This window comes from Rhizobacter sp. J219 (assembly GCF_024700055.1).
In the GTDB taxonomy this organism is placed as follows: Bacteria; Pseudomonadota; Gammaproteobacteria; order Burkholderiales; family Burkholderiaceae_C; genus Rhizobacter.
Map to the genome: position 1 here is coordinate 3,307,634 of NZ_JAJOND010000001.1, position 13,229 is coordinate 3,320,862.

Sequence of the window (13,229 nt, forward strand, 5' to 3'; positions counted from 1 at the left end):
GCCTTCAATGGACGATGGGGTGATGCTAGGAAGCCGCCCGCTTTCGCGACATCGCGGCGCCTGGGTTTGTCGTGTAGTGCCAGCCCTACACGACCCGCTCCCCGCGTACGGAACTTGCTGTGCCGGTGGGCCCGCACCAGAGAGGACACCGATGCCCGACCCGACGGCTTCCACGCTGCTGATCCAAGGCGGTCGCGTGCTCGACGCGGCCACCCGCAGCGCCCCGTTCACCGACCTGCTGGTGGAGCACGGCGTCATCACCCGCATGGGCCCGCCTGGTCTGCCGGCGCCGCCGACGGCGGAGGTGGTCGACGCAAGCGGCCACCTGCTGCACGCCGGCCTCGTCAACGGCCACACGCACGGCGGCACCAATTTCGTGAAAGGCACGCACGACCGCTGGTCGCTGGAGCTGCTGCTCAACGGTGCACCAGGGTGGTCGGCGAACTTCTCGATGGCGCACAAGATGCTCGCCACCCGCATCGGCGCGGTCGAGATGCTGCAGAAGGGCTGCACCACCTGCTACGACCTGAGCTTCGGGTTCCCGCTGGTCACGGTCGACGAGCTGTTCGCCATCGGCCAGACGTATGTCGACGCGGGCATGCGCGCGGTGGTCGCCCCGATGCTGCAAGACATTTCTTTCTACAGCGCCATTCCCGGCCTCTACGACGCGCTGCCTGCCGACCTGCGCGAGCGCCTGAACACCGCTCCGGGCGACACCGCCTGGATCCTGTCGCAGATGGAAGAGGCGTTGTCGAACTGGCCGCACGACAAGACACAGGTGCGCCTAGGCATCGCGCCCACCATCCCGCTGCATTGCTCCGACGAGCTCACCCGCGGCTGCGCGAGGCTGGCCACCAAGTACGGCGCGCCGATGCAGTCGCACGTGGCCGAGTCGAAGGTGCAGGCGGTCGCGGCGCTGCAGCGCTGGGGACACTCGCTCACCGCGCACTTCGAGTCGCTCGGGATGCTCGGCCCCGAGTTCACCGTCGCCCACGGCGTGTGGCTCGACGACGACGACCTCCGGCGCCTCGCCGCGCACGGCGCCTCGGTCGCGCACAACCCCGGCAGCAACATGCGCCTGGGCGCCGGCATCGCGCCGGCGCGGCGCATGCTGGAGCTGGGCGTGAACCTGGCCATCGGCACCGACGGCGCTCTCTGCGCCGACAACCAGAACATGTACGAGGCGATGCGCTATGCCTCGATGGCCTCGAACGTGCGCACGCCCGACTTCAACACCTGGCTCACCGCGCCCGAGGTCTACACCGCGGCCACGGCCGGCGGCGCGCGGGCCACCGGCTTCGAGCGCACGGGACGCATCGCCGTCGGGCAGCAAGCCGACCTGGTGTTCATCGACCTGAACACCATCAACTGGATCCCGATGAACGACCCGGTGAACCAGCTCGTGCTCGCCGAAGAAGGCACCAGCGTGCGCCACGTGATGGTCGGCGGCCGCTGGGTGGTGCAGGGCGGTGCGCACCTCGGCACCGACCTGAAGCAGCTCGCCACCGACGCAGCGCAGGCCGCCGCGCACCTGACCCATGCCAACGCCGAGGGCCGCTACCTCGCCGATGCGCTCGAAGCCGCCGTCGGCAGCTTCTGCATCGGCCTGTGCCGCAGCCCCTTCCACCTCCATCGCTACGGCGGCCCGCCGGGGCTGTAGACCGCGCCCGCTTGGTGCGCGCGCAGCCCGCGTGACCGCTGGCACGGTTGATGCGTCGACTTATTGCATACAAAAACTGTATGCACTTTTGGTGCACGGAAATTCACCCCCCCAGGAGCGACGCATGACCGACCCTCTCTTGCCCCCTCGCAAATCCCGCCGCCACTTCCTCAAGACAGGCGCCGCCCTCGGCGCCACCGGCCTCGGCGTCGGCAGCGCACTGCTGCCGCGCGACGCCGACGCCGCCGACCCCAAGGTCCTGAACTACCTCGCCTGGCCCGGCAACGCCGACCCCTACGTGGTGGGCGAATTCGAGAAGGAGCACGGCGTCAAGATCCGCATCAAGGAATACGTGGGCGGCGACCAGATGATGGCCGTCGTCAACCAGTCGCCCCCCGGCACTTACGACGTGGTGCTGGCCGACGCCGAGTACATGCACCTCCTGAAAGCGGCCGACTTCATCGAGCCGCTGAACCCGGCCGACTACGCGCTGAAGGACTTCTGGCCCGAGTTCCAGAAGTTCCCGCTGCACTGGTTCGACGGCAAGCTCTACGGCGTGATGATCGACTTCGGCTACCTCGGCATCTCGTACAACACCAAGGCCTTCACCGCGAAAGAGGTGTCGTCGTACTCGGTGCTGTGGAGCGAGAAGGCCAAGGGCAAGGTCGGCTTCTTCGACTGGTACCTGCCGTCGATGGGCTGCATCAGCCTTTCCAACGGCAACCGCCCGCCCTACGACCTCGACAAGGCCAAGTTCGAGGGCCTGAAGAAGAAGCTCTTCTCGCTGAAGCCACAGGCTTCGGGCTTCTACACCATCGCCGACATCTTCTCCTCGATGACCAACGGCCGCGCGCTGCTCATCCCCGGCATCGGCGAGTGGATCACGCTCGGCCTGCGCATGAGCGGCGTGCCGGTCGACACCATCATCCCCGAGGAAGGCGGCATCCAGTACACCGAGTCGCTCTCCATCGTGAAGGGCACGACCAAGCGTGACCTCGCGCGCAAGTTCATCCAGTACACGATCAGCCCGCGCGGCCAGGTGGCGATGGCGACCAAGGTCGACAACCGCAAGAGCATCCCCTCGATGGCCGGCTGGAAGCTGCTCAACGAGACCAAGCCCAAGGAAGCCGAGATCCTGCGCATGACGCTCAAGGGCCCGAACGTGATGGATGAGTACAAGCAGAAGAAGATCCAGCTGCGCCAGCTGCCGCAGAAGCAGTCGATCGAGGACTGGAACGACGTCTGGAGCCAGTTCAAGGCCCTGTGATGGACTCGACGGCGGCCCTGCCCGCGAAAGCGGGACCCCACACGCCCCACCGCGCCCGCACCGCCGGCAACCCGGCCGCGTTGCCGGTCGTGCTCGGCCTGCCGGTGCTGGTGTGGCAGGTGGTGTTCTTCCTGGCCCCGCTGGTCTTCCTGATCGTCATCACCTTCTGGCAGGTGCGCTCGTTCCGGCTCGAGCCGGCCTTCGTGCTCGACAACTGGGAGCGTGTGCTCGGCGCCGGCACCTTCCACATGGCCCTGTGGCACACGCTGAAGGTGGCGGCCACCAACACCGTGCTCGCGCTGCTGCTGGCCTTCCCCGCGGCCTACACGATCGCCTTGCGCCTGCCGCAACGTCAGCGCGACCTCGCGGTGGCGATGCTCGTGGTGCCGGTCTTCAGCAGCTACATGCTGCGCATCTACGCGTGGCAGGTGGTGCTGAGCCCCGAGGGCATGGTCAACACCGCGCTCTCGGCCGTCGGCATCGGACCGCTGCCGCTGCTGGGCGGCGCGTTCTCCCTGCAGGTCGGCCTCTTGACGCTCACGTTGCCGATCGCGGTGCTGATCCTCACCTTCGCACTTTCGGGCGTGGACCCGGTGCTGGTGGAGGCGGCCGAAAACCTCGGCTACCGCCGCAGCCGCGTGGTGCTGCACGTGCTGATCCCCGCCATCAAGCCGGCGATCACGCTCGCCGCCACCACCACCTTCCTGCTCGCCTTCGGTGACTACATCAGCCCGCTCTTCATGACCGGCAGCAAACCGCCCACGCTCTCGATCCTGATCGTCGACACGGTGAAGTCGGGCTCGCAGTGGCCGCGTGCGTCGGTGATCGGCGTCTCGATGCTCGCGGTGCTGGCGCTGGTGTTCGGCCTCGGGCGCTGGTTTGCTTCACGAGGAGCCAAGTGATGACACCCCCGCTGCAACGCCTCTCGCGCTGGCTCCAGATCGCCTGGGTCATCGCCCTCTTCGGCTTCATTGCGATGCCGATGCTGGTGGTGATCGTGTTCTCGTTCGACGCCAACCGCTTCCCCACCATTCCCTGGGGCGGCTTCAGCCTGGAGTGGCACCGCGCGATCTTCAGCGACGAGATGGTGATCGATGCCTTTCTCAACAGCGTGAAGGTGGGCCTCGGCACCGCCATCTTCTCCACCCTGCTCGGCTTCGCCGCCGCCTACATCGACTACCGCTGGAAGTTCCGCGGCCGCAGCAGCTTCGTGCTGCTGGTGGCCATCCCGCCGGCCGTGCCGGTCACCATCCTCGGCATGGCGATGCTGGCCTTTCTCTCGCGCGCCGGCCTCTTCGGCCGCACCGAGACCATCATGGCCTGCCACGTGGCGCTGGCCACCAGTTTCTCGATGGCGATCATCCGCCTGCGCCTGGCCGAGCTCGGCCCCGAGCTGGAACAGGCCGCGTGGAACCTCGGCGCCTCGCCCTTCACCGGCCTCGTGCGGATCGTCGTGCCCTTCTGCAAGCCGGCGCTGATCGCGTCGTTTTTCCTCTCGGCGGCGGTGTCGTTCGACGAGTACATGGTCGCCTGGTTCGTGGGCGGCGTGCACGAGACGCTGCCGGTGCGCATCCTCAACCTGCTGCAAGGCCAGGTGAACCCCAAGATCAATGCGATCGGCACCGTGGTGCTCGTCATCAGCATCACGTTGGTGCTGGTGGCGCAGCGCTTCGTCGGTGTGAAAGCAGGAAAACGTTCATGAGCAATGCATTCGTTTCCTTGAAGGGCGTGGAAAAACGCTTCGCCGGCCACCACGCGGTGCGTGGCATCGACCTCGACATCGCCGCGGGCGAGTTCATCGCGATCATGGGCCCCTCGGGCTGCGGCAAGTCGACCACGCTGCGGCTCATCGCGGGCCTCGACGAACCGACCGCCGGCGAGTTGCACATCGGCGGCAGGAACATGAAGGGCATCCCCGCCTTCCAGCGCGACACCCCGATGGTGTGGCAGAGCCTCGCGCTCTTTCCCTTCCTGACGGTGGCCGAGAACGTGGCCTTCCCGCTGCGCATGAAGAAGATCGGCGCCGACATCCGCCGCCAGCGCGCCCTCGAATGGCTCGACCGCATGGGCCTGTCCGGCATGGCCGACCGGCAAATCTCGCAGCTCTCGGGCGGGCAGAAGCAGCGGGTGGCAATCGCACGTGCGCTCGTCACCGAGCCGTCGATCCTGCTGCTCGACGAGCCGCTGAGCGCACTCGACGCCCACCTGCGCACCCGCATGCAGACCGAGCTCGCGCGCCTGCACCGCGAGCTGCGCATCACCTTTGTCTACGTGACGCATGCGCAGTCGGAGGCCTTCGCGCTGGCCGACCGCATCGTCATCATGGGCGACGGCGTGATCCAGCAGGTCGGCAAGCCACAAGACGTGTACCGCGAGCCGGTCAATCCCTTCGTCGCCAACTTCATCGGCATGAACAACCTCGTGGCCGGCCAGGTGCTGGGCACGCAAGGTGGGTATGTGGAGGTGCAGAGCCGGCACGGTGCCTTCCTCGTGCCGGCGCGCGAGCCGCTGGCCTCGGGCTCGGCGGCGAGCTTCGTGGTGGCCGGCGACCGCGTCTCGCTTGCAGCCGAAGGCACCCCGCCCACCAGCGATGCACCGCGCATCGACGGCACGGTGCTCGGCCTCGAATTCGAAGGCTCGACGCAGACCGTCTTCGTCGACGTGGGCGGCGACACCGAGTTCCGCGTCGCCAAGCAACAGCACGAGATCGAGTCGCTCGGCCTCGTGCCCGGCCGGCGTGTCAGCCTCAGCTGGGACCCGCAACACGCCTGGCTGCTGCCGCAGGCCGCCTGAGAAGGAGAACCGCATGTACCACGCCGCCTTCATGCAGCGCGCCATCGCGCTGTCGCAGGAAGCGCTGACCCACCCCGGCACCGAGCCCTTCGGCGCGGTGGTGGTGAAAGACGGCCGCATCGTCGGCGAGGGTTGGAACCACTCGTTGGTGAACTTCGACCCCACCTCGCACGGCGAAGTCGAAGCGCTGCGCGACGCCTGCTGGAAGCTGCAGACCGTCGATCTCACCGGCTGCGAGCTTCTACACCTCATGCGAGCCCTGCGCGCTGTGCGTGGCGGCGATGCAGATCGCCGGCATCGCGCGCTTGTATTACGCCGCCTCGCTGGCCGAGTCGGGCGAAGCGTTCGCCACCCTGAAGCCTGAGCACCGCCACCCGATCGACGTCGAGGTGCTGCGCGCCGAATGCGGCAGCACGGTCGACGCCCGCCGCATGCCCGCCGAGCAACAGATGGCCCCAGAGGCCATCGCCGTGCTGAAGGCCTGGGCGAACCAGCGCACCGGGGCCCGCTGAACCCCGCGTGTAGGAGCGCGACTACCGCAGCTTCCGTCGCCGGCCGGTGCACAAGCGGCCGGCGGGCGGCCAGGATGGCGGCGCCATGCAGCTCACCTCTTCATCCCGACGCCACGCCCGGCTGATTGCGCTGGGCGCTGCGGCCGCCGGCATGTTGCTGCTCGCCGGCTGCACCGTCACGAAGCTGCGCACGTCCGTCGCGCTGGCACGGCAGAGCGAGCCATTGCAGCACCACGTCGAAGCGGCACGCGTGCGCCTTCTGATCGTGGGCGACAGCACGGCCGTCGGCACCGGCGCGACCACGCCCGAGCGAAGCCTGGCCGGCCTGCTCGCGGCCGCCTACCCCGGCCTGCACATCGAGAACCGGGGCCGCGATGGCGCCACGCTCGCCGAAGTGCCGCACCAGCTGTCGCGCAACGAGGAGCGTTTCGACATCGTGCTGATGCTGGCCGGCGGCAACGACGTGATCCGCCTGCGCGACCTCGACAACACCCCGAGCCACCTCGACCGCATCGCACAACTCGCCAAGTCCCGCGCCGACACGGTGGTGCTGATGCCGGCCGGCAACGTGGGCAACGCGCCGTTCTTCTTCCCGCCGCTGTCGTGGTGGATGGCCTCGCGTTCGCGCCAGCTGCATGCACTGGTGCGCGACGCGTCGCAGCGTCAGGGTGTGGGCTACGTCAGCCTCTTCAAGGAGCGCGCGGACGATCCGTTTGCGCAGCACGAGGAGCTGAACGCACAGGACGGCCTGCACCCGAGCGACGGCGGTTATCGGCTCTGGTTCAAGGAGCTGATGGGGCAGTCGTCGCTGTCGCAGCGGCTCGAGGCCGCCCGCAGCTGAGTCAGTCGACGCGCACGAAGGTCTGCCGCACCAGGCTGCGGTCGAGCATGTCGAAGTGCCACCACTCGTTGTCGATGCCGTTGAAGCCGCCGGCTTTCATCACGCGGCGCAGCAGTTCGCGGTTGGCCACCTGCGCCGCGGTGAGTGCGCCGCTCGCCAGGTGCTCGGCTTCGAGCTTCGGGTGCGAGAGCTCGTCCATCTCGTCGAAGGCGCTGCCCATGTCGAGACTCGTTGCCCTCGGCGTCGAGAATCGTCACGTCGAGCGCCATGCCGAAGGAATGGATCGAGCCGCGCGCCGGGTCGGCCACGTACTGCCGCAGGCCGGTGCCGTCGAGGAATTCCCACAGCTCCACTTGAACGCGATGCGGTCGCAGTGCATCGAGCACCAGCAGGCAATGCCCGGGTGCCAGCCGGGCGAGCTCGGCCACCGCACGCGCCAGGCCCTCGGCCGCGAGGCGGTGCAGGTAGGCGCAGTCGAGGTCGCCGTAGAGGTCACGCCCGACGAAGTTGCGCGGGCCGACGTAGCGCAAGTCGATCCGCACGCCGTCGATGGAGGAGAGGTGACGGAAATCGGGGTGGTTGGCGATGTCTTCGCAGCGCATGGTCGACCGAGGATATCGCGGCCCTCAGTGCTCCAGGCGCCGGTACTCGTGCAAATGTCGCAAGGCCCGATGCGGCCGCCCTGCCCGCTCGTGCAGGCGCGCCAGGTTGAAGTGCGCATCGGCCAGGTCGGGCTGCAGCGCAAGGGCGTGCTCGTAAGCAGCAATGGCCTCGTCGTTTCGTCGCTGGTCTTCCAGTGCGATGCCAAGGTTGAAGTGCAGGTTGGCGTCGTCGGGGCGGTGCCGAAGGGCCTCGCCGAGCAGCTGGATCGCGTCGTCGCAGCGGCCCTGCTCGCACAGCAGTGCGCTCAGGTTCAGCGCGGCCGGTGCGTGCTCGGGGTCGGCCTCCAGGGCGTGGCGGTAGGCGCGCTCGGCGGCGACGAGGTCGCGCGCTTCGAGCACCACACCTTCGGCGAACCAGTCGATCGCCGGCGCGTCATGGTCGAGCGGCTGCACATCGGCCGGGGCCGGGGCGGTGTGGAAGTCCATCAGCAACTGGCCGCTTTCGGCTTCCCATTGCAGCGGCCCGTCGCGCACCACCACCTGGCGGTCGATGGCGGTGAGGCGCACGCCGCTCAGTGGCAACGGGCCAAGCCCGCCTTTCACCCGCGCCAATGCACGCAGCAGCTTGCGCGACGGCACCTGGGCCGTGCGCAGGCGGTGGGCGGTGCGCAACAGCACCACGTCCTGGAAGGTGAAGCGCCACGCATGGCGAGGGCCGCGCGTGGGGGTGACGACACCGGCCTCGATCAACCCGGTCACCACATGCGACGGCAGGCCCAGCAGGGCCTGCACCTTGCGCAGGCTCAGCGTCGCCTGGCGATCGTCGGTGCTCGGGGCGTTCACTTCCTCGCGCGAGCGCGGGCAGGAGCGGCCGCCGGAGCGGGGCTGGCGGCCGCACGGCGCGGCGGCTTGCGCTCTTTCAACACCTCGGGTTCGGCGGCCGGTGCCGACTTGGCGGTGCCGGACTTGCCGGCGCCCTTCTTCGCCAGGCTCGCACGCAGCGCGTCCATGATGTCGATCACCTGACCGCCACTGGTACCGGGCTCGTCATCCGGGCGGTGGGCGGCCACGATCTTCTTGCCGGCGATCTTCTGGTCGATGGCGGCGAGGATGCGGTCTTTCTCTTCATCCTTGAACTGGGCGGGGTCGTAGTTGTCGGCCGAGATCTGCTCGATCAACTGTGTGGCGAGCTGCACCTCGGCGTCGGACACGCTCACCGTCTCGATGTCGAGGTCGCGCATGGAGCGCACTTCGTCGGCATAGAGCAGCTGCTGCAGCACCAGGCCCTCTTCGGCCGGGCGCACCTGCACCACGTACTGCTTGCCTTTCCAGGCCATGCGGGCGAGCGCCACGCGTTTCGTCTTGCGCATCGCCTGCATCAGGAGCGAATAGGGCTTGGCGCCGCGCTTGTCGGGCCCGAGGTAGTAGGCGCGGTCGTAGTAGATCGGGTCGACGGCCTTGTCGGGCACGAAGGCCACGATGTCGACCACGTGGCTCGCCTCGGCCTCCAGCGCCTTCAGCTCCTCGGGCTCGAAGATCACGAAATGGTCTTTCTCGAACTCATAGCCCTTCACCATCGAGGCGCGCTCGACCACCTCGCCGGTCTTCACCGAGATGTACTGCTGCTTCACGCGCGAGCCGTCTTTGGTCAGCAGGTTGAAGCCCACGCTGGCCGAACTTTCGGTGGCCGAATAGAGCTTCACCGGGATCGAGACGAGCCCGAAGCCGAGGGTGAGCGATGCAAGCGAGCGAGCGGCCATGGTGGAGCGCAGGCTACGCCGGCCCCATGGCGCGCGCCGTCAGGCGCCGGATCGACCGGCTGTAGGACGACGCCGCCCCGCCACGATGTAAGGTTCACCTGCCACCACCCGACTGTGCTGCGATGAAGAAAGCCCTGCTCCTGATTGCCACCCATGCCGTCGTCCTGGCCGTGGGCTTCGTGGCCGGCATCTACGTGCTGCCGATCCTCACCGCCGCGCCACCGGCCACGGCAGTGATGCCGGCCCGCGAGGCGCTCTTCCAGGGCCAGTTCCGGCGCGACCTGAAGGACAGCGACTTCCTGCACTGGGGCGAGGGCCGCGTGACCCTCGACGCGACCCGCATCGCCTTCGACGGCAAGCTCGCACCCGGCCCCGACTACAAGCTGTACCTGGCGCCGCAATTCGTCGAGACCGAGGCCGACTTCATGCGACTCAAGCCGCAGATGCTGCGCGTGGGTGACGTGCGCAATTTCGAGCGCTTCGAGCTGCCGCTGCCCCCGGGCACCGACCTGCAGCGCTACAACACCGTCATCGTCTGGTGCGAGACCTTCAGCCAGTTCATCACCGCCGCCACGTATCGCTGACGGCCGCGACTGAAAAGAAACGAAACACAACGATGCGGGCGCGAAAGGACGCGCCAGCGACCAGCGCCGACCATGCCCTCATGTTCAACACGTCTGGAAAGGACACGACATGAGAACCTGGCTGAAACGCACCTTCATCGGCATCTTCGGCGTCTCGCTGCTGGCCGGCGGCCTGGCCGCCTGCTCGCACCAGCGCCACCACGGCTACTTCGGCGACCGCACCACCGAGGCCGAGCGGGCCGAGAAGCGCGCCCACATGGTCGACAAGGCGAGCCGCAAGCTCGACCTCGACGCCGCGCAGAAAGCCAAGCTCACGGTGCTGGCCGACACGATCGAAGCGCAGCGCAAGGCCATGAAGGCGAGCGGCGGCGATGCGCACGACGAGGTGAAGGCCGTGCTGGCCGGTACCCAGTTCGACCGCGCGAAGGCGCAGTCGCTGGTCGACGCCAAGACCACCGCCATGCGCAGCGCCTCGCCGGCCGTCATCAACGCCGCGGCCGACTTCTACGACAGCCTGAAACCCGAGCAGCAGCAGAAGGTGCGCGAGGTGCTCGACCGCTGGGGCCACCATCGTGGCGGGCGCGGCTGAGCCCGGCGCGTGGGCCGCGCGCCCAGCGGCCCCGCTGTCACGCTGGAGCGGTGCCACCGTCGCGATGGGCATCGCCGCCACGGCGGCGGGTCTGCACCTCGCGCTCTGGGGCGCGGCCACACCGCTCGGCAGCGCCCCGGTGCCCGGCGCCGTGCTGGCCGCGGCAGGGCTCGCGTGGACGCTGTGGGCCTGGGCCCGGTTCCGCCTCGCCGGCCTGCCGCTCGACGCGCACGACACTCCGCTGCAGCTGATCGAGGAAGGCCCGTACCGCTACGGGCGCCATCCGATGTACCTCGGCATCACCACCGCCCTGCTGGGCACGGCGATGGCGCTCGGCCTGCCACTGCTGCTGGTCGGTGCGTTGCTCTTCGCCGCCATCGTGCACACGGTGCACATCCCGCGTGAAGAGGCGCTGCTCGAGCGCCGCTTCGGCGGCTGGTGGCGCGACTACGCGGCCGACGTGCGCCGCTGGCTCTGACGACGAAACCTGGCGATGCGGCTTGTGTCAGCATCGCGCCCCATGCACCGCATCCTGCTGATCGACGACGACGAAGACCTGGCCGCGCCGCTGGCGACCTACCTGCAGCGTTTCGACCTGGCGCTCGACCACGCCGCGCGGCCCACGCTCGGCCTCGCGCGGCTGGCCGAACAACGCTACGACGCGGTGATCCTCGACGTGATGCTGCCCGAGATGGACGGCTTCGAGGTCTGCCGCCGCATCCGCCACAGCAGTGACATCCCGGTGCTGATGCTCACCGCCCGCGGCGACGTGACCGACCGGGTGGTGGGCCTGGAGCTGGGGGCCGACGACTACCTGCCCAAGCCCTTCGAGCCGCGCGAGCTGGCCGCGCGACTGCAGACCATCCTGCGCCGCTCGCGCAACGGCGCGCAGGGCGATGCGAAGGCGCAGAAGCTTGTCTTCGAGGGCCTGACCATCGACCTGCAGCGGCGTGAGGTGCAGCGGGAAGGCGAGCTGCTCGATCTCACCGGCACCGAGTTCGAGCTGCTGGTGCTGCTGGCGCGCGAGCCGGGGCGTGTGTTCACGCGCGACGAAATCCTCAACAGGCTGCGGGGCCGCGAGGCAGATCTGTACACCCGCGCGGTCGACATCCTGGTGAGCCGCCTGCGCAAGAAGCTCGAGCCGCTGCCACTCATCAAGACCTTGCGCAACGCGGGCTACACCTTCGCGGGAGTGCCGCGGACATGAGGCGGTGGCGCGAGCACGTGCAGGCACACAAGCGCTGGCACCAGCGGTTCCGCCATTCGCTGAAGTGGCGGCTGGTGGCGCTCTTCCTCGTGCTCGCCGCGTGCACGGTAATGGTGTTCATGGGCGGCACGCGCATGGCCTTGTCGGGCGGCTTCGAGCTGTTTGTCAAACCGCTGCTGAGCGACTACATCGACCGTCTGGCCGCCGACATCGGCTCGCCGCCCGACCCGGCGCGCGCGCAGGCGCTGGTCGACAAGCTGCCGATCTCGGTACGCATCGACGGGCCCGAGGTGCGCTGGGACTCGCACCCCGGCAAATACGCCGAGAAGAAATACAAATACAAGGATGACGAGTGGGGCCAGCGCCTGCTCACTCGCAGCACCGCCGACGGCCACCGCATCACCTTCGGCATGAGCGACAACCTGTGGCACGAGCGGCATCCGGTGCGGGCACTGGTGCCGCTCTTCGGCCTGCTGCTGCTCACGCTCGCGGCCTACGCCACCGTGCGGCGCCTGTTCCGCCCGGTGGACGACATCCGCCGCGGCGCGCAGCGTTACGGCGAGGGCAACTTCACCGAGCCCATCCCGATCCGCCGGCGCGACGAACTGGGCGACCTCGCCCAGCAGGTCAACGACATGGCCACCGGCCTGCAGGGCATGCTGCGCAGCCAGCGCGCGCTGCTGCTGGCGATCAGCCATGAGTTGCGCTCGCCGCTCACACGGGCACGGCTCAACGCCGAACTGTCGGGCGACACGCCGGAGCGGGCCGCGCTGCTGCGCGACCTCGCGCTGATGGGCGAGCTGATCTCCGACCTGCTCGAAGGCGAGCGCCTGGCCGCTGGCCCCTCGGCCCTGCAGCGCACGCCGACCGACCTCAACACCCTGGTGCGCGAGGTCGCGGCCGGCTTCGACGGCCAGCCCTTGCAGTTGACGCTCGCCGACGACCTGCCCGCCGTGCCGCTCGACCGCCCCCGCGCCACGATGCTGGTGCGCAACCTGATCGACAACGCACTGCGCCACGGCGCGTCCGAAGGCCTGCCGGTGATGGTGAGCACGCATGTCGACGGCGAGCAGGCCGTGCTGACCGTGCGCGACCACGGTCCCGGCGTGCCCGACGACCAGCTCGCGCGCCTGACCGAACCCTTCTACCGGCCCGACGTGGCCCGCACCCGGGCCGCCGGCGGCGTGGGCCTCGGGCTGTACCTGTGCCGCCTGGTGGCGCAGTCGCATGGCGGCAGCCTGGTCTTGCGCAACGCCGCGCCCGGCCTCGAAGCGGTGGTGCGCTGGCCCACCTGACGCCCGTGCCTCGCTTGCGCCAGGTCAATAGCCTTGCAAAAGCCCCGTTATTCGTCACATCGCTGAAACACGAAACGCCTACACTGAAGGCCTTCTCTGTTGCAGAACCGACCGCACGA

At 68.7% G+C, this 13,229-nt stretch carries 16 protein-coding genes and 1 pseudogene; 13 read left to right on the top strand and 4 right to left on the bottom strand.

The window, feature by feature from the left end; all coding sequences use genetic code 11:
• The first annotated feature begins 151 nt into the window (after positions 1-151).
• From LRS03_RS15510 to LRS03_RS15545, 8 genes are all read left to right on the top strand, one after another.
• Positions 152-1,660: an amidohydrolase family protein gene (locus tag LRS03_RS15510; RefSeq protein WP_257826504.1), complete on the top strand. Its 1,509-nt coding sequence runs from the start codon at positions 152-154 to the stop codon at positions 1,658-1,660.
• 124 nt (positions 1,661-1,784) lie between these two features.
• Positions 1,785-2,927 (top strand): ABC transporter substrate-binding protein, encoded by a 1,143-nt coding sequence (locus LRS03_RS15515; RefSeq protein WP_257826506.1) that lies wholly within the window; start codon positions 1,785-1,787, stop codon positions 2,925-2,927.
• A complete protein-coding gene (locus LRS03_RS15520) occupies positions 2,927-3,829 on the top strand; it encodes an ABC transporter permease (RefSeq protein ID WP_257826508.1) in 903 nt (300 codons plus the stop codon). Before LRS03_RS15515 ends, LRS03_RS15520 begins: the two co-directional genes overlap by 1 nt.
• The gene (locus tag LRS03_RS15525; RefSeq protein ID WP_257826509.1) at positions 3,829-4,629 is read left to right on the top strand and encodes an ABC transporter permease; all 801 of its coding nucleotides are present in this window, start codon (positions 3,829-3,831) and stop codon (positions 4,627-4,629) included. Before LRS03_RS15520 ends, LRS03_RS15525 begins: the two co-directional genes overlap by 1 nt.
• Positions 4,626-5,720, top strand: a complete 1,095-nt coding sequence (locus LRS03_RS15530; protein WP_257826511.1) for an ABC transporter ATP-binding protein — start codon at positions 4,626-4,628, stop codon at positions 5,718-5,720. Before LRS03_RS15525 ends, LRS03_RS15530 begins: the two co-directional genes overlap by 4 nt.
• Before the next feature lie 13 nt (positions 5,721-5,733).
• Positions 5,734-6,084, top strand: a complete 351-nt coding sequence (locus LRS03_RS15535; RefSeq protein ID WP_257826513.1) for a nucleoside deaminase — start codon at positions 5,734-5,736, stop codon at positions 6,082-6,084.
• Positions 6,026-6,232, top strand: coding sequence for a hypothetical protein (locus tag LRS03_RS15540; RefSeq protein ID WP_257826515.1), 207 nt, complete (start codon positions 6,026-6,028; stop codon positions 6,230-6,232). Before LRS03_RS15535 ends, LRS03_RS15540 begins: the two co-directional genes overlap by 59 nt.
• A gap of 85 nt (positions 6,233-6,317) precedes the next feature.
• Positions 6,318-7,073 (top strand): SGNH/GDSL hydrolase family protein, encoded by a 756-nt coding sequence (locus tag LRS03_RS15545; protein WP_257826517.1) that lies wholly within the window; start codon positions 6,318-6,320, stop codon positions 7,071-7,073.
• A gap of 1 nt (position 7,074) precedes the next feature.
• Here the strand turns inward: LRS03_RS15545 and LRS03_RS15550 are convergent, their stop codons facing one another.
• The 4 genes and pseudogenes from LRS03_RS15550 to ku form a co-directional block, all read right to left on the bottom strand.
• Entirely contained in the window at positions 7,075-7,293 is a 219-nt protein-coding gene (locus LRS03_RS15550; protein WP_257826519.1) for a M15 family metallopeptidase, read from the bottom strand.
• Between the two features lie 70 nt (positions 7,294-7,363).
• Positions 7,364-7,675 (bottom strand): annotated as a pseudogene (locus tag LRS03_RS15555) (M15 family metallopeptidase); the annotation flags it as partial.
• Between the two features lie 24 nt (positions 7,676-7,699).
• Entirely contained in the window at positions 7,700-8,518 is an 819-nt protein-coding gene (locus LRS03_RS15560) for a tetratricopeptide repeat protein (protein ID WP_257826520.1), read from the bottom strand.
• On the bottom strand, positions 8,515-9,435 hold the full coding sequence (gene ku, locus LRS03_RS15565) for a non-homologous end joining protein Ku (protein ID WP_257826521.1): 921 nt from the start codon (positions 9,433-9,435) through the stop codon (positions 8,515-8,517). Before ku ends, LRS03_RS15560 begins: the two co-directional genes overlap by 4 nt.
• Before the next feature lie 122 nt (positions 9,436-9,557).
• Here ku and LRS03_RS15570 point away from each other — a divergent pair, with 122 nt between their 5' ends.
• From LRS03_RS15570 to LRS03_RS15590, 5 genes are all read left to right on the top strand, one after another.
• Entirely contained in the window at positions 9,558-10,019 is a 462-nt protein-coding gene (locus tag LRS03_RS15570) for a DM13 domain-containing protein (RefSeq protein ID WP_257826522.1), read from the top strand.
• A gap of 109 nt (positions 10,020-10,128) precedes the next feature.
• Positions 10,129-10,608, top strand: a complete 480-nt coding sequence (locus tag LRS03_RS15575) for a Spy/CpxP family protein refolding chaperone (RefSeq protein ID WP_257826523.1) — start codon at positions 10,129-10,131, stop codon at positions 10,606-10,608.
• Entirely contained in the window at positions 10,592-11,086 is a 495-nt protein-coding gene (locus LRS03_RS15580) for a methyltransferase family protein (protein ID WP_257826524.1), read from the top strand. The genes LRS03_RS15575 and LRS03_RS15580 overlap by 17 nt, the downstream gene beginning before the upstream one ends.
• Positions 11,087-11,128: 42 nt before the next feature.
• Positions 11,129-11,815: a response regulator transcription factor gene (locus tag LRS03_RS15585; protein WP_257826526.1), complete on the top strand. Its 687-nt coding sequence runs from the start codon at positions 11,129-11,131 to the stop codon at positions 11,813-11,815.
• Positions 11,812-13,110, top strand: a complete 1,299-nt coding sequence (locus tag LRS03_RS15590) for a HAMP domain-containing sensor histidine kinase (protein ID WP_257826528.1) — start codon at positions 11,812-11,814, stop codon at positions 13,108-13,110. Before LRS03_RS15585 ends, LRS03_RS15590 begins: the two co-directional genes overlap by 4 nt.
• Positions 13,111-13,229: the final 119 nt, after the last annotated feature.